This is a genomic window from Burkholderia sp. NFPP32 (assembly GCF_900119325.1).
Lineage (GTDB): Bacteria > Pseudomonadota > Gammaproteobacteria > Burkholderiales > Burkholderiaceae > Burkholderia > Burkholderia pyrrocinia_C.
Map to the genome: position 1 here is coordinate 96067 of NZ_FPJP01000003.1, position 14742 is coordinate 110808.

The 14742-nt window shown below is 68.0% G+C and carries 16 protein-coding genes; 9 read left to right on the top strand and 7 right to left on the bottom strand.

Translation table 11 applies throughout. The annotated features are described in order from the left end of the window. Window positions 1-5: 5 nt before the first annotated feature. The 3 genes from BT264_RS07455 to BT264_RS07465 all read right to left on the bottom strand — a co-directional run bounded on the left by BT264_RS07455 (window position 6) and on the right by BT264_RS07465 (window position 3138). Window positions 6-1847 (bottom strand): Hsp70 family protein, encoded by a 1842-nt coding sequence (locus BT264_RS07455; RefSeq protein WP_072442202.1) that lies wholly within the window; start codon window positions 1845-1847, stop codon window positions 6-8. Then, on the bottom strand, window positions 1844-2437 hold the full coding sequence (locus tag BT264_RS07460) for a DUF2760 domain-containing protein (RefSeq protein ID WP_072442204.1): 594 nt from the start codon (window positions 2435-2437) through the stop codon (window positions 1844-1846). Before BT264_RS07460 ends, BT264_RS07455 begins: the two co-directional genes overlap by 4 nt. Before the next feature lie 260 nt (window positions 2438-2697). After that, window positions 2698-3138, bottom strand: coding sequence for an Rrf2 family transcriptional regulator (locus BT264_RS07465; RefSeq protein WP_072442206.1), 441 nt, complete (start codon window positions 3136-3138; stop codon window positions 2698-2700). Window positions 3139-3279: 141 nt separating this feature from the next. Between BT264_RS07465 and BT264_RS07470 the strand changes: the two genes are divergently transcribed. The 5 genes from BT264_RS07470 (at window position 3280) to BT264_RS07490 (ending at window position 8411) form a co-directional block, all read left to right on the top strand. After that, window positions 3280-4194, top strand: coding sequence for an NAD(P)/FAD-dependent oxidoreductase (locus BT264_RS07470; protein WP_072442208.1), 915 nt, complete (start codon window positions 3280-3282; stop codon window positions 4192-4194). A gap of 163 nt (window positions 4195-4357) precedes the next feature. After that, window positions 4358-5317 carry a LysR substrate-binding domain-containing protein gene (locus tag BT264_RS07475; RefSeq protein ID WP_072442210.1) on the top strand — a complete coding sequence of 320 codons (960 nt, stop codon included), beginning with the start codon at window positions 4358-4360 and terminating at the stop codon, window positions 5315-5317. Between the two features lie 129 nt (window positions 5318-5446). Continuing rightward, a complete protein-coding gene (locus BT264_RS07480) occupies window positions 5447-6577 on the top strand; it encodes a DSD1 family PLP-dependent enzyme (protein ID WP_072442300.1) in 1131 nt (376 codons plus the stop codon). Between the two features lie 110 nt (window positions 6578-6687). After that, window positions 6688-7659, top strand: a complete 972-nt coding sequence (locus BT264_RS07485) for an ornithine cyclodeaminase family protein (RefSeq protein ID WP_072442212.1) — start codon at window positions 6688-6690, stop codon at window positions 7657-7659. Window positions 7660-7688: 29 nt separating this feature from the next. Beyond that, a complete protein-coding gene (locus tag BT264_RS07490) occupies window positions 7689-8411 on the top strand; it encodes an HAD family hydrolase (protein ID WP_072442214.1) in 723 nt (240 codons plus the stop codon). Between the two features lie 127 nt (window positions 8412-8538). Here the strand turns inward: BT264_RS07490 and BT264_RS07495 are convergent, their stop codons facing one another. Next, window positions 8539-9156: a glutathione S-transferase family protein gene (locus tag BT264_RS07495; protein WP_072442216.1), complete on the bottom strand. Its 618-nt coding sequence runs from the start codon at window positions 9154-9156 to the stop codon at window positions 8539-8541. Between the two features lie 88 nt (window positions 9157-9244). After that, the gene (locus BT264_RS07500) at window positions 9245-9613 is read right to left on the bottom strand and encodes a YciI family protein (protein WP_072442218.1); all 369 of its coding nucleotides are present in this window, start codon (window positions 9611-9613) and stop codon (window positions 9245-9247) included. A gap of 81 nt (window positions 9614-9694) precedes the next feature. Between BT264_RS07500 and BT264_RS07505 the strand changes: the two genes are divergently transcribed. After that, on the top strand, window positions 9695-10162 hold the full coding sequence (locus BT264_RS07505; RefSeq protein ID WP_072442220.1) for a MarR family winged helix-turn-helix transcriptional regulator: 468 nt from the start codon (window positions 9695-9697) through the stop codon (window positions 10160-10162). 33 nt (window positions 10163-10195) lie between these two features. Here the strand turns inward: BT264_RS07505 and BT264_RS07510 are convergent, their stop codons facing one another. After that, window positions 10196-10789 (bottom strand): TetR/AcrR family transcriptional regulator, encoded by a 594-nt coding sequence (locus tag BT264_RS07510; RefSeq protein WP_072442222.1) that lies wholly within the window; start codon window positions 10787-10789, stop codon window positions 10196-10198. A 118-nt stretch (window positions 10790-10907) separates the two neighbouring features. On the opposite strand from BT264_RS07510, the gene BT264_RS07515 reads away from it, so the two are divergent. Together BT264_RS07515 and BT264_RS07520 are read left to right on the top strand one after the other, a co-directional pair. Beyond that, entirely contained in the window at window positions 10908-11966 is a 1059-nt protein-coding gene (locus tag BT264_RS07515; protein WP_072442224.1) for a saccharopine dehydrogenase family protein, read from the top strand. Continuing rightward, window positions 11953-12714, top strand: coding sequence for an isocitrate lyase/PEP mutase family protein (locus BT264_RS07520; protein WP_072442226.1), 762 nt, complete (start codon window positions 11953-11955; stop codon window positions 12712-12714). Before BT264_RS07515 ends, BT264_RS07520 begins: the two co-directional genes overlap by 14 nt. A gap of 141 nt (window positions 12715-12855) precedes the next feature. Here the strand turns inward: BT264_RS07520 and BT264_RS07525 are convergent, their stop codons facing one another. Next, window positions 12856-13755 carry a LysR family transcriptional regulator gene (locus BT264_RS07525; RefSeq protein ID WP_072442228.1) on the bottom strand — a complete coding sequence of 300 codons (900 nt, stop codon included), beginning with the start codon at window positions 13753-13755 and terminating at the stop codon, window positions 12856-12858. Between the two features lie 104 nt (window positions 13756-13859). On the opposite strand from BT264_RS07525, the gene BT264_RS07530 reads away from it, so the two are divergent. Then, on the top strand, window positions 13860-14738 hold the full coding sequence (locus BT264_RS07530) for an aldo/keto reductase family oxidoreductase (RefSeq protein ID WP_072442230.1): 879 nt from the start codon (window positions 13860-13862) through the stop codon (window positions 14736-14738). Window positions 14739-14742: the final 4 nt, after the last annotated feature.

The window sequence follows — 14742 nt, forward strand, 5'->3', positions numbered from 1 at the left end:
CGTGCTCAGGCGGCGCCGCGCACGTCGAACTCGACCTTCCAGCGCTCGTTCGTGCCGCTCGGGATCGCCTCGAGCTCGAGCGTGCCGGCTTCGGTCACGCGCGCATGCAGCTTCACCGGCACGATCTCGCCGACCGTGCGCCCTTCGGCAGGCAGCGTCGCCTGGATTTCTTCCAGCTCCTGCAATTCTTCCGGCGACCAGTAGTCGAGCAGCGTACCGACCTGGTCCTGGCGGCGCACCGACGAACCGAAGAAGCGGAACTGCACCGGTTCGCCGACGACGAGGCCGAACTCCTGCGGCGGCAGCGCCGCGTCCGAGCCCTCCTCCATCCCGAACGGCGCGACGCACAGCGCCTGCACCGGCGGTTCGAGCCCCGGCACCGCGGGCATCGCCGATTCGATCGCGACGTAGTACGCACGCGCCGTGCCGCCGCGAATGCGCACGCCACGGCCGCGCTTCACGTAGCCGTAGTAAGCCGCGCCGCGCGCGACCGCGAGATCGAGATCGGCGCCTTCGAGCAGGCGCGCGGGCGGCGCGCCTTCGGCGGCCAGCCAGCTGTTGAGCGTGTCGAGCACGCGCTGCGTGAGCAGCGCCGACTTGAACACGCCGCCGTTGAACAGCACGGCCGTCGGATGCAGGAACGTCGCACCCTGCGGCAGCGTGCGCTGCACGCCTTCGAGCGTGTCGAGCGCCGCGACCTGGCGGCCGAGGAACGCCGCGAGATGGCGCGTGATGCCCGCGTCCTGCGCATACGGCAGGCCGAGCTGCGTCAGGCCGACGCGCGCGCGGCTCACCGGGCGCGCGGCCGCGTCGACCTGCGGGAAGAAGCCTTCGAGAATCGTCTGCGTGAGTTCCGCGCGCGTGAGCTCCGTGCGGATCGAACCGCCGATCAGCTTCGAGCCGCGGCTCGGCACGACGAGCGGCACTGCGTCGGTCGTCGGGTCGGACAGCAGCGTTTCCTTCGCGGCGCGGCATGCGTAGGTGAGCGCGCGCAGTTGCCACGGATCGGCTTGTGTGCCCTGCTGCGCGAGCTTGCGCGCGACCACGTGCGCGAGCGCGAGGTCCATGTTGTCGCCGCCGAGCAGGATGTGCTCGCCGACCGCCACGCGATGCAGTTCGAGATTGCCGTCGCGCTCGACCACCGCGATCAGCGACAGGTCGGTCGTGCCGCCGCCGACGTCGACGCACAGGATCAGGTCGCCGACCTGCACCTGCTTGCGCCAGCCGCCTTCGCTCTTCTGGATCCAGCTGTACAGCGCGGCCTGCGGCTCCTCGAGCAGCGTCATCCGCGTGTAGCCGGCGGCGCGCGCGGCCTCGGCCGTCAGTTCGCGCGCGGCCGGGTCGAACGAAGCGGGGATCGTCACCGTCACGTCCTGATCGACGAACGGCGCATCCGGATGCGTGTGGTCCCACGCTTCGCGCAGGTGCGTCAGGTAGCGGATCGAGCTTTCCAGCGGCGACACGCGCGACACTTCGGGCGGCGCGTCGCTCGGCAGGATCGCCGCGCGGCGGTCGACGCCCGGGTGGCACAGCCAGCTCTTCGCGCTCGACACGAGGCGGATCGGCGTACCGGCGCCGCGCGTGCGCGCCATCTCGCCGACCGCGAAGCCGCGCGAAGTCGTCCACGGCAGCGTCAGGTCGCCCTGCGTCAGTTCGCTTTCATGCGGCAGATAGAGGAACGACGGCAGCAGGTCGCGCGACTCCAGCGCGCCGGGCGCGGTGAGCTGCGCGATCGGCAGCACCTGCTGCGTGATTGTTTCGCCGTCGCTTGCGGCGCTGTCGACGTACGACAGCGCGCAGTGGGTCGTACCGAGGTCGATACCGATCGAATAGCGCGGATCGCTCACAGTTCCACCTCCGCCGGTGCAACCACCGATGCGTCGTGGCTGCCCGTCAGCTTCGGCAGGCGCACGTCGGCGACGCGCCAGCCGCGATGGCTGACGGTGCCGGTGAACGGCGCCGAGCCGACCACGTTGCCCGTCACGCGCACGGCCGTCGCGTCGAAACCGGCCGGCAGCGTCACGCGGCTGCCTTCGGCTTCGTCGCGCACCGGCACGATCGTGAAGTGTTCGCGCAGCGCGGCACGGCAGCCGTCGTGCACGAGACGCGCAGCCGCGCCGATGTCGGCGTCCGCGTAGCCGGCGATGTCTTCCTCGACGAAGTCGATGAAGCGCGCATCGCGCTGCAGCAGGCCGAGCAGTTGCAGCGCGGCCTGCGGGCTCGCTTCGCGCAACTCGGGCGCCGCGGCCTTCACGGGCGCAGGTGCGGGGGCCGGGGTCGGGGTCGGTGCGGCCGCGGGTGCCGGCGCGACCGGTGCCGGGGCGCCGTCGCGCACGCGCAGCACGCCGGCCGCGAACTCGCGGTTGCCGAGCACGGAGAAGAACGTGCCGACGGCAAGCGACAGCCGGCCGAAGAAGGACAGGTTGGATTCGGGCATGGGGTCTGGACTCCTGTGGGCTCGCGACACGGCGAGCAATCTTGCCTGGGCGCCCGGCGGCGGCGTGCGAAATGCGCACTGCCGCCGCCCGGCGCGTGATTCGGACGCGCCCTCGCGGGTGCGGAAAACCCGTATTTTGCCCTGTGGCGGGCGAACCGGGCAGAAGTTGGGGGACAGAACATTGCGACGCGACGGGTTGGGCCGCGCCGGATCGCGCCGGATTGCACGTCAGGCGCGATCGATCGTGATGCTGCGCCGCGTCAGCGCGTGTAGCCCCGCAGCGCAGCCTTCGCTTCGAAATCGCGCGACAGCATGCCGAGCGTGACTTCGCCGAAGCGCGCCAGCAACGATGCTTCGGCGTCCTTCAACGTCGCCGACAGATGCGCGTTGACGGCCTGTTCGACCAGGCATTCGGGCTCGTCCTCCGGCACCAGATCGGAGAACAGCGGCGGCTCGCCCACCGCGCGATAGACGTCGAGCAGCGTGATGTCGTCGAGCGCGACGCTCAGCACCCAGCCGCCGCCGTGCCCTTTCTCCGACTGCACGTAGCCGCAGTCGCGCAAGCCGCCGAGCAGGCGCCGCACGACGACCGGATTCGTGGCCAGCATCGTCGCGATCGCCTCAGACGTCAGCGGGCCGTCGGCCTGGTCCATGTGGATCAGCGCATGCAGCATGCGCGACAAACGGCTGTCGGTTCTCACGGGCGGTGCTCCACTCTCTCGAAACTTCTAAAGTTGCATGAATGATACCATCGCCCTATCATGCAACTTCACGTGTTTCATGAGTTGGCCGCCATCGGGACACGTCCGTCATTCATGCAGGTTCAGGAAAGGAGCGGATGCATGCATAACCATCATGAAGTGATCGTGGTCGGCGGCAGCTTTGCGGGGCTGTCGGCCGCGATGCAGCTGGCGCGAGCACGACGCCGCGTGCTCGTGATCGACGCGGGCCGGCCGCGCAACCGTTTTGCCGAGCACGCGCACGGCTTTTTCGGGCAGGACGGCAAGCCGCCCGCGCAGATCGTTGCCGAAGCCATCGCGCAACTGGATGCGTATCCGACCGTGCAGCGGATCGACGGCGAAGTGCGCACGGCCGAGCGCGATGCCGATGGCCGCTTCCACGTGACGCTGTCGGACGGCCGCCGCGCGAGCGCCGACCGGCTGATTCTCGCGACCGGCATCCGCGACGAATTGCCCGCGCTGCCGGGGCTCGCCGAACGCTGGGGCATCAGCGTGCTGCATTGTCCGTATTGCCATGGGTACGAGGTGAGCGGCCAGCGGCTCGGCGTGCTCGCCACGCATCCGCTTTCCGTGCACCAGGCAGTCCTGATTCCGGACTGGGGCCCGACGACGTGGTTCACGCAGCGCGTGGTCGAAGCGAACAAGGAAGAAGCCGCGTTGCTCGACGCTCGCGGCGTGCGCATCGAGCGGTCGCCGGTCGTTGAAATTCTTGGCGATGCGCCGCGTATCGAAGCGCTGCGGCTCGCCGACGGGCAGGTCGTCGCGATCGATGCGCTGTTCGTCGGTGCGCGCACGGCGATGGCGAGCGATCTCGCTCAGCAGCTCGGTTGCGCGTTCGACGAAGGGCCGCTTGGCTCCGCGATTCGCGTCGACACATGGAAGCAGACGAGCGTCGCCGGCGTGTATGCGGCCGGCGACGCGTCGAGCCTGATGACCAACGCGACGTTCGCGTCTGCGTCGGGGGTGGCGGCAGGGGTTGGTGCGCACCGGTCGTTGATTTTCGGGCTGCACGCTTGACGGGAATGCGTGCAGCCGGGCGTGACGCGACGCGCGTCGCTTTCGCCGCGTGACGAAGGTCAACCTGTCGAGCCAGGCACGTGCTCGCACACGGTCGGTCATCGCACGCATTTGCCGCGATCCGCAGCCGCATCGATGGATTCGCGGCGTGATGTGCGGTTTAATGCTCGGCAACACCAGCATTAAGAGACATGAAATGCTCGATCTCGACGACCTTCGACTCGTTCGCGCGATCGGCGCGTCGCGCTCATTGGCCGCTGCCGCGCGCCTGCTCGATCTCACGCCGCCCGCGGTCACGATTCGCCTGCAGCGGATGGAGGCGCGATTGAGCGCACGGCTCGCCGTGCGGCAGTCGAAAGGGATCGCGTTGACCGACGAAGGGCAACGGCTGTACCAGGAAGCCGTCGATATTCTCGAGCGCGTGGAGGCGCTGCCGGTCAGCATCTCGGGCGACCACGGCGACGTGCAGGGCACGCTGCGCGTCGTCGCCCCGTTCGGCTTCGGGCGCAAGTACGTCGCGCGGATCGTGCGTGACGTGCAACGCGCACATCCGAAGCTGGAAATTTCGCTCCACCTGTCGGAGAGCCCGTTGACGAGCGCGTCGGCGGCCGACGTGGTCGTGCACGTCGGCAGCCTCAAGTCGTCTTCGTGGATCGGCTATCCGCTCGCGCCCAACGAGCGTTTCCTGTGTGCAAGCCCCGGCTACGCGCGTCGCATCAAGGAACTGAATCATCCGTCCGACCTCGCTCGATACGACTGCCTGTGCCTGCGCGAGAACGACGAGGACATTCCGCGATGGCGCTTCTCGCCAAGCGGCGACGGTCAACGCGAGTCCGGACGGTCAACCGTGATCCGCGTCACGGGCGCGCTGTCCTCCAACGACGGCACCGTCATCACCGATTGGGCATTGGCCGGGCTCGGGATCGTGGAACGCTCGGAATGGGACGTCGCCCCGCTGCTGGCGAGCGGCAAGCTCGTCCGGCTGCTGCCCGACTGGAGCCTGCCGCCCGCGCCTGTCACGGCGCTGTTGCCGTCGCGCACGGGCCGGTCCGCGCGGCAACGGGTTTTTCTCGAAGCTGCGCGGCAGTTCCTCGATCCGCCGCCGTGGCGCGGCAAGGCATGAGCCGCACCGCGGCCCGCGCGATCCAGTCGATTAAATCATGCTTAATGGTGGATTAGCCATGCGTTAAACACGGTGTCCGCCGGCTGCCCTACTGTGTTCGCTGTCGACAACATCGCAACCCAACGCATCGTGGACATTCAAACCCTCAACACCCCGGCCGCCTTGATCGATGTCGGCCGCATGCGTCGCAACATCGACCGCATGCAGGCGCATCTGGACGCACTCGGCGTCAGGTTCCGGCCGCACGTCAAGACCACCAAATGCCGGCAAGTCGTCGACGTGCAAATCGCGGCGGGCGCGCAGGGCATCACGGTGTCGACGCTCAAGGAAGCCGAGCAGTTCTTCGCGGGCGGCGTCCGGGACATCGTCTATGCGGTCGGCATGGTGCCCGCGAAGCTGGGCCAGGCGCTTGCGCTGCGCCGGCAGGGCTGCGACCTGAAGATCGTCGCCGACAGCCTGCAGGCCGCGCACGCGATCGCCGCATTCGGGCGCGAGCATGGCGAACGCTTCGAGGTCTGGATCGAAGTCGACGTCGACGGCCATCGCTCGGGCGTCCCGCCCGAAGGCGACCTGCTGATCGACGTGGGTCGCGCACTGGTCGACGGCGGGATGGCGCTTGGCGGGGTGCTCGCTCACGCGGGCTCCAGCTACGACTACAACACGCGCGAAGCGCTGGTGGCGATCGCCGAACAGGAGCGCAGCCGCACCGTGCGGGCCGCGGAGCGCCTCAGGGCCGCCGGGTTGCCCTGCCCGGTCGTCAGTATCGGTTCGACGCCCACCGCCCTCGCGGCGGAAAACCTCGACGGTGTCACCGAGGTCCGCGCCGGCGTGTATGTGCTGTTCGACCTCGTCATGCACAACATCGGCGTGTGCGAGCTGTCCGACATCGCGCTGTCGGTGCTGACCACCGTCATCGGACACCAGGAAGAGAAAGGCTGGGCGATCGTCGACGCGGGCTGGATGGCGATGAGCCGCGATCGCGGCACGCAGCGCCAGGCGCGGGATTTCGGCTACGGGCAGGTCTGCACCGAAGACGGCGAAGTGCTCGGCGACTACGTCGTGAGCGCAGCGAACCAGGAACACGGCATCGTGTCGCGTATCGGCTCGCCCGACACGGGCATCGCGCAGCGGTTTCCGATCGGAACGCGCCTGCGCATCCTGCCGAATCACGCATGCGCCACCGGCGCGCAACATCCCGAATATCAGGCCATCGGCGAAGACGGCACCGCACACGCATGGCCGCGCTTCTACGGGTGGTAAGCGGAGCGTGGCCTCCGCGCCCCGTCCGGCCCAAGATTTGACCATTTGTCTAAATATGGACACAATTTAAACCTTCCCGATTCGCCCTGGGCCGGAAAGCCTGACCTGACATGCCGACAGACGCCCGACTCCTTCTTCTCGACCGCGATGCCGTCGAACCCGCCCTTCAGGCCGAGCAAGTGATGGCCGCGGTGCGGGAAGCCTTCGTGCTGCACAGCCAAAGGGCCGGACGCGTGTTCCCGGTGGTCCGCGAGAAGCTGCACACCGGCGGCGTATTCGGCATCAAGTCCGGCGACGTCGCGAGCCAGGATCTGCTCGGGTTCAAGGCAGCCGGATTCTGGCCCGGCAACCGGGCCCGCGGCGGCGAGCCGCATCAGGCAACCGTTGCGCTGTTCGATCCTGCCACGGGCCGCCCCCTTTGCATCATGGACGGAAACGCGATCACCACCGCGCGGACCGGTGCCGCCGGCGGCCTCGGGCTGCAACTGCTGGCCCGCCGCGACAGCACGCGGATCTGCGTGTTCGGCACGGGCGTGCAGGCGCGCGTCCAGCTCGAATACGCGCTCGGGCTGCTGCCGCAACGTTGCGCGGTGCGGTACGTGAACCGCAGCGGCGAGCCGGACCCGGTGTTCGAATCGGCCTTCCATGAACGATGCGAGATTCGCGTCGCTCGCGACCGGAACGACGCGGTGGCCGACAGCGATGTGGTCATCACGGCGACGCCGGGCGGCGGTGCGTTGTTCGATGCGGATGCGGTTCAGCCGGGTACCCACCTGACCTGTGTGGGTGCCGACACCGCGGGCAAGCGCGAACTTCCGGCAGGCGTGCTGGAACGTGCGCGCATTTTCGTCGACGACCACGATCAGGCGCGCAGCATCGGCGAGTGCCAGTGGGCGCCGGATCTGCCGCGCACCGAAATCGGCGACCTGCTCGCCGGAACGGTGTCGATCGACCGCTCGCCGAGCGACGTCACCGTATTCGACATGACCGGACTCGCGCTCCAGGATCTGACCGTTGCGCGTTTCCTGTTTGAGCAGGCCCTTGAAAACGGCACGGGAACCTCAGTACCATGGCCGTGGTGAACGCCCTCCACCCCGCACCGTCATCCACCATGCGCCTGCCTGACGTATCCGCCCTCTCGTTCGACCTGGACGACACCCTGTGGCCGTTCGGGCCTGCCGTCGAACGGGCCGAAGCGGCACTTCGCGCGTGGCTGATCGAGCACGCGCCCGATACCGCGAGCGTGCTGCCCACGCAACAGGCGCTGAGCGAGCTACGTGAGGAATACGAACGTTTGTGTCCGGATCTTGCCAGCGACTATCGCGCGTTGCGAATCGGCTCGATCAGGCTTGCGCTGGAGCGCGCGAACGCAGATGTCACGCTGACCGAGCGTGCGTACGAAGTCTTCTATGCCGCGCGCAACAACGTCGAGTTCTATGAAGACGCGTTGCCGGCGCTGGCATGGCTGAGCGCCAGGTTTCCGTTGATCGCGGTGACCAATGGCAACGCGGACCTCCGGCTGACCGGCGGCGGAGAATTCTTTCGGGAAACGCTCAGCGCGCGTGCGCTCGGGATCGCGAAGCCGGAACCCGAGATATTCCATGCGGCGGCAGCGGCGCTCGACGTGCAGCCGGCGGAATTGCTGCATGTCGGGGACGACTACCACCTCGATATCGTCGGTGCATTGAACGCGGGGCTTCAGGCGGCATGGGTGGTGCGCGACCATCAGCCGGAAGTGGAACGCGATCCGCAGCATGCCGCGACGCCGCATCTCACTCTCCGCGACCTGTCGATGCTGTGTCGCGCGCTCGGCGGGCCCGACAACGTGTCGTGACCGCATGCGCGCGCCGCGCTCACGCTGCGTGCTGCACCGCTGTGAAACGCGGCTGACCGTCGGTTGTCCGTTGCGCAAACATCGCGGTCGGCCATGCCAATGCAGCGCATGACCGACCACCGCCCCGTCACGCCGCCTTGCGCGCCTCCGCAATGCGCTGCGGCGCCTTCGGCCGCGAGTAAAGGCGTTCGAGATACGCCCGCAGTTGCGGAAACGGTTCGATCAGGTTGCATTCGCTCGCCCAGTCGATCAGGTAGGCCGTCACGCAATCGGCCACCGTCAGCGAATCGCCGACGATGAACTCGCGCCCTTCGAGATGCTTGTCGAGGATCGCAGCCATCGTCGCGAAATCTTCGCGCGCCAGTTCGATGTCGGCCGGCGAACGCTTCTCCGGCGGATAGATGAACGAATGCCGCGTAATCCGCCACAGCGGCTGCTCGAGCTCCGTCACCGCGAACATGACCCACCGATAGGCCTGGGCACGCAGCGCCGGATCGACCGGCAGCAGCGCCTTCTCCGGATACTTGTCCGCGAGATACAGCACGATCGCGGCCGACTCGGGAATCACGAGATCGCCGTCCACCAGCACAGGCACCTTGCCGGCTGGATTGAGGCGCACGAATTCGGGCTGCTTGTGCTCGCCCGTAAGCAGGTTGACCGACACGAACTCGAAATCCGCATCCAGTTCCTTCAGCCCCCACAGCGCGCGTTGCGTGCGGGTGCCGGCAAATCCGTAAAGCTTCATCGCCAGTCTCCATCCAGAATGTCGGGGAAATCTCCGCATGCAGGTCACGGCACATCGACGCAACGCGATGCGCAGCGGCCGGCATCGTTCACGCGCCGGGAATCGCCAGCACCGGCATCACGTCGATCGTCTCGCCCGGGAAAATCGTGAAATGCGGATGGCCTTCGAACATCGCGGCCGCCGCGTCGTGCGAAGCCGCCCGCACGACGGTGAAGCCGCTCAGCGCGTTGGCCGTGTCCTTGATGCCGCCCGCATCGATGGTCTTGGTCTTGCCGAGCGGCCCGCCCAGCTCGACGATCGCGTCGCGATGGCGGTCGACCCATGCCTTCCATGCGGCGATGCCCTCCTGCTCTTTCGCGCGCCGCTCCTGGTCCGAAAGCGCGACCCACGCCTTCATCCGCGGGCTGTCCTTGCTGCCGAGGAATACGGCGAGATACAACTGCTGTTGAGCACTCATGCTTTCTCCTCCGATGACGGGCGCGGCGGGCTGCCGCGCCTCGACCTTGACAAGATAGGTTGATATCAACACAATTGCAACATGGCACGAAAAGAAAAGCTCCCTTTCGAAACGACGCTGATGGTGCGCGATTGCTGCCTGTGCCTGCACATGCAGCGCGCGGCGCGCAATCTTGCGCGCATCTTCGACGATGTGCTGCGTCCGCTGGATCTGACCAACGGCCAGTTTTCGCTGCTGATGTCGCTGAACCGGCCTCAGCCGGCCCCGATGAAATCGGTCGCGTCGCTGCTCGCGATGGACCGCACCACGCTGACCGCCGCGCTCAAGCCGCTCGAGCGGCGCGGGCTCGTCACGATCGCGCAGGATCCGGACGACGGGCGCAGCCGCCTGCTCGAACTGACGCAGGCCGGCCACGATCTATTGGCCGAAGCGTTTCCGCTGTGGCAACAAACGCATGCCGACATCGAACGGCAATTCGCGCCGGGAGAAGTCGACCTGTTGCGCGGCCAGTTGCACGCACTGTCGCAGGAGCCGGCTGCGCGCGGTTGAACCGGCGCGCGGATCGCGGCCGCGGCGTGCCGCCTATTTCCTGCCCTTCTTCGGCAGCAGCAGTTGCGCGAATTCCTGCAGGAAATGCACGGGGCCGCGCTCGTGCAGCGCACGCCCGCTGCTCAGCGCACCGTCGATGACGGTCGCGAGCCGCAGCGCGAAAATTTCCGGTTCGTCGATCCGCATCGCGCTCGCCAGCTCCGTCAACCGGCGCCGCAGTTCCTGCTTGTGCGCGACGGCGACCTTGCGGGCCGGATGGTTGTCGTCCGCATATTCGGCGGCGATGTTGATCTGCGGGCAGCCGCGATAGCCGGGCCGCGCAATGCGCTCGCCGATCCATTGAAGCTGTGCATCCAGCTCCTCGCGCGGCGTGCGCTTGTACTGCTGCGCCACCGCATCCCAATGCGCCCAGAAATCCGCGTCCTCGCGCAGCAGGAACGCCTCGATCAGGTCGTCCTTCGTCGTGAAGTGGCGATAGAGACTCGTCTTCGCGACGCCCGCCTGCGCGACGATCAGGTCCACGCCAACCGCGCGCGTGCCTTCCCGGTAGAACAGCTCGCTGGCCGTTTGCAGAATGCGCTCGCGCGTATCGAGCGCGCTACCTTGTGTGTCCGTTCCCTTTTTCATCCAAGCCCGGCCGCCCAGGGCCGCCCGTACCGCAACAATGGGCCGATCATAGCACCGTGAGGTTGACGACGCTACAGGTCTGTACTATAAAACAGACCGTTCTGTAGCGGAGTTGATCATGGACGATCGAAAGACGGTTGCGGTCTATGGCGCCACGGGTCACACCGGGCGGTTCGTCGTCGCCGAACTGGCCCGGCGCGGCGTTGGCGCGATCCGCATCGGCCGCGATGCCGCGCGGCTCGCGGAAGGCGGCACAAGCGACGTCGCGCCTGCGCGCGTCGCGGCGATCGACGATCCGGCCGCGCTCGATGCCGCGTTGCGCGGCGCGGATGCCGTGATCAACTGCGCGGGCCCGTACCTCGATACCGCGCTGCCGCTGGCCGATGCCGCGCTGCGGGCCGGCATCCCCTATCTCGACCTGACGGCCGAACAGCCGTCGGTGCTGGCGCTGGCCGAACAGGTCGATGCCCGTGCGCGCGCCGCAGGCGTGACCGTCGTTCCCGCCGCGGCGTTCTACGGCGGCCTGGCCGATTTGCTCGTCACGGCCGTCGTCGACCGGCGCATGCCGATCGACCGTGTCGATATCGCGACCGGCCTTGACAGCTGGCACCCGACGCGCGGCACGCGCGTGACGGGCGAACGCAATCGCGCGGCGCGGCTCGTTCATAAGGATGGCAAACCGACGCCGGTGCCGTCGACGCCGCGCGAACGCGTGTGGCCGTTCCCGGCGCCGATCGGCAGCGTCGACGTGACGCTGCTGCCGTTTTCGGAAGTGATGACACTGTCGCGTCATCTGCGCATCGATACGATCGAATCGTGGCTCGCGACGCTCGCGCTGCGCGACGTGCGCGATGCCGCCACGCCGCCGCCCGAGCCGACCGATGCGCTGGGCCGGTCGGCGCAGCAGTTCGCGATGGACGCGATCGTCGTGCAGGGCGGCACGACGCATCGCGTGACGGCATCGGGACGCGACATCTACGCGGTCAGCGCACCGATCATCGTCGAGGCGGCCGTGCGCCTGATGACGGGCGAGGCCATCGTTTCAGGCGGCGTGCGCAGCCTCGGCGAATTGTTCGACGCGCGCGATTTCCTCGCGGCGCTCGATACGGTGGCAATATCGTTCGGCACGACCACCGATCCGGTTTTCACAAGGAGAGACAAGCATGACGAGCAATGAGAAAGGCGCGTATTTCCGGTCGCTTCACCGCGCGGGCCAGCCGCTGGCGCTGTTCAACGTGTGGGACGCCGGCAGCGCGCGCACCGCGGCCGACGCGGGTGCGGTCGCGCTGGCGACCGGGAGCTGGTCGGTAGCCGCGGCCAATGGTTTCGTCGATGGCGAGCAGATGCCGCGCGCGCTCTTGATGGAAGTGCTCGAGCGGATCGCGCGTGCGACGAACTTGCCCGTCACCGTCGATCTCGAAAGCGGGTACGGCGAGCGGCCCGAGGATGTCGCCGAAACGATCGCGCTCAGCATCGAAGCGGGGGCGGTCGGCAGCAACCTCGAAGACAGTTTTCCGGCGACGGGCGAATTGCGTGACGTCGAAGAAGCGGCAGCGCGTCTCGCGGCGGCACGGCGGGCGGCCGATCGCGCGGGCGCCGACTACTTCATCAATGCGCGTACCGACGTGTTCTTCAAGGCGCCGGCCGACACGCACGACGAACGCCTGCTCGACGAAACGCTGGCCCGCGCACGTGCATATGCGGCGGCCGGCGCCGACGGTCTCTTCGTGCCGGGCCTTCAGTCGCCTGCGCTCATTCGCGCGCTGACGGCCGCGTCGCCGCTGCCGGTGAACGTGATGCGCGTCGCGGAAACGCCGACGCTCGCCGACCTCGCCGAATACGGCGTGGCCCGCATCAGCCACGGACCGTATCCGTATCTGCAGGCGATGAAGGCGCTTGCGGCGATGGTCAGGCAAGGCGGCTAGCGGATTCGCGGGACGGCCGGGCGTTGAACGATTACATCCGATGTAATCGGCGCACGGCCCGACCGTCCCTACGCTTCCGATATCGCGCCGCCATTCCGGCGGCGCTCGTCGCCCGGCAGACATCACGCCGGCCCGCAACGGTCAGGATGCCTTGATGAAATCGATGAACGCGCGCAGTGCCGGCGGTACGAGACGGCGCCCGGGGTAATAGAGGAAGGGCCCCGAAAACGGCCGCCACCACGGTTCGAGCACGCGTTCGAGTGCGCCGCTGTCGAATTGCGGGCGCAGCCACTCTTCGAAGAGATGCACGATGCCCGTGCCGGCGATCGCCGCATCGACCAGCAGGTCCGTCGCACCGCCGATCTGCACCAGCAGCGGCCCCGCGGCCGGCTCGACCCGCACGACCTCGCCGTCGCGCTCGAACTCCCACGGCGACATCGCGCCGCTCGCGAAGCGCCCGCGCAGGCAACGATGGTCGAGCAATTCGCGCGGATGCCGCGGCCGGCCGTGACGATCGAGATAGCCGGGGGCAGCCGCGGTCGCAAACCGCTGAATGCGCGGGCCGATCGGCACCGCGATCATGTCCTGTTCGAGCCGTTCGTCATAGCGGATGCCAGCGTCGCATCCAGCCGCAAGCACGTCGACGAAACTTTCGTCGGCGATCACTTCCAGCCGTATTTCCGGGTACGCATCGAGGAAGCGCGGCACGATCGCGGGCAGCACGAGCCGGGCCGCGCTGAGCGGTACGTTGAGCTTCAGCGTGCCGGCCGGTCTGTCGCGGAATTCGCCGATACCGTCGAGCGCCGCCGCCACTTCGGTCAACGCGGGCCCGAGACGCGCGAGCAGGCGCTCGCCGGCTTCGGTAGGCACGACGCTGCGCGTGGTGCGGTGCAGCAGCCGCACGCCGAGCTGCGCTTCCAGCCGACGCACGGCCTCGCTGAGCCCCGACGCGCTGAGGCCAGTCATGCGTGCGGCGTCGCGGAATCCGCTGGCGCGCGCCACGGCCATGAACGCATTCAGATCTCCAAGATCGGTTTGCATTGTTCGCCTTTTCGTACAACCCGTGCGGATTATGACGGCTTATCGCGCAGACGGCCAATGCCTATGCTGGGCGCATTCATCCATGGATTCACAGGAGCACAGTCATGCCCGACATTCGGCACACCGCCACCTTCAGGCTCGGCGATCGCAACGTCAAACGCATCGGCTACGGCGCGATGCAGCTCGCGGGGCCCGGCGTATTCGGCCCGCCGAAGGACCGCGACGCGGCCCTGAACGTGTTGCGCGAAGCCGTCTCGTCCGGCGTCGACCATATCGACACCAGCGACTTCTACGGCCCGCACGTGACCAACCGGCTGATCCGCGATGCGTTGCATCCGTATCGCGACGATCTCGTGATCGTCACCAAGATCGGCGCGCGGCGCGGCGACGACGCAGCGTGGCTGCCCGCGTTCGCACCCGACGAACTCGAACGGGCCGTGCACGACAACCTGCGCAACCTCGGGCTCGATGTGCTCGACGTCGTCAACCTGCGCATCATGTTCGACACGCACGGGCCGGCCGAAGGATCGATCGAGGCACCGCTGAGCGTACTCGCCGAACTGCAGCGGCGCGGGCTCGTCCGCCACGTCGGCCTGAGCAACGTGACGCCCGCGCAGGTCGCGCAAGGCCGGCGGATCTGCGACATCGTCTGCGTGCAGAACCACTACAACATCGCGCATCGCGGCGACGATGCGCTGATCGACGCGCTGGCCCGCGACGGCATCGCGTACGTGCCGTACTTTCCGCTCGGCGGCTTCTCGCCGCTGCAGTCGTCGACGCTGTCCGGCGTGGCGGCACGCGTCGGCGCGACGCCGATGCAGGTCGCGCTGGCGTGGCTGCTGCGCCGTGCGCCGAACATCCTGCTGATCCCGGGCACGTCGTCGGTCGCGCATCTGCGCGAGAATCTCGCGGCAGCCGATCTGGATCTGCCGGAGGACGCGCTCGCGGAACTCGACCGCATCGCAGGCACCGGCGCCGCCTGACGGA

Coding starts and splice junctions, on each gene's coding strand:
- BT264_RS07520 (WP_072442226.1), top strand. CDS start 11,953: ATGACGAGCAATGAGAAAGGCGCGTATTTCCGGTCGCTTCACCGCGCG.
- BT264_RS07525 (WP_072442228.1), bottom strand. CDS start 13,755: ATGCAAACCGATCTTGGAGATCTGAATGCGTTCATGGCCGTGGCGCGC.
- BT264_RS07505 (WP_072442220.1), top strand. CDS start 9,695: ATGGCACGAAAAGAAAAGCTCCCTTTCGAAACGACGCTGATGGTGCGC.
- BT264_RS07460 (WP_072442204.1), bottom strand. CDS start 2,437: ATGCCCGAATCCAACCTGTCCTTCTTCGGCCGGCTGTCGCTTGCCGTC.
- BT264_RS07530 (WP_072442230.1), top strand. CDS start 13,860: ATGCCCGACATTCGGCACACCGCCACCTTCAGGCTCGGCGATCGCAAC.
- BT264_RS07495 (WP_072442216.1), bottom strand. CDS start 9,156: ATGAAGCTTTACGGATTTGCCGGCACCCGCACGCAACGCGCGCTGTGG.
- BT264_RS07500 (WP_072442218.1), bottom strand. CDS start 9,613: ATGAGTGCTCAACAGCAGTTGTATCTCGCCGTATTCCTCGGCAGCAAG.
- BT264_RS07515 (WP_072442224.1), top strand. CDS start 10,908: ATGGACGATCGAAAGACGGTTGCGGTCTATGGCGCCACGGGTCACACC.
- BT264_RS07485 (WP_072442212.1), top strand. CDS start 6,688: ATGCCGACAGACGCCCGACTCCTTCTTCTCGACCGCGATGCCGTCGAA.
- BT264_RS07510 (WP_072442222.1), bottom strand. CDS start 10,789: ATGAAAAAGGGAACGGACACACAAGGTAGCGCGCTCGATACGCGCGAG.
- BT264_RS07475 (WP_072442210.1), top strand. CDS start 4,358: ATGCTCGGCAACACCAGCATTAAGAGACATGAAATGCTCGATCTCGAC.
- BT264_RS07490 (WP_072442214.1), top strand. CDS start 7,689: ATGCGCCTGCCTGACGTATCCGCCCTCTCGTTCGACCTGGACGACACC.
- BT264_RS07470 (WP_072442208.1), top strand. CDS start 3,280: ATGCATAACCATCATGAAGTGATCGTGGTCGGCGGCAGCTTTGCGGGG.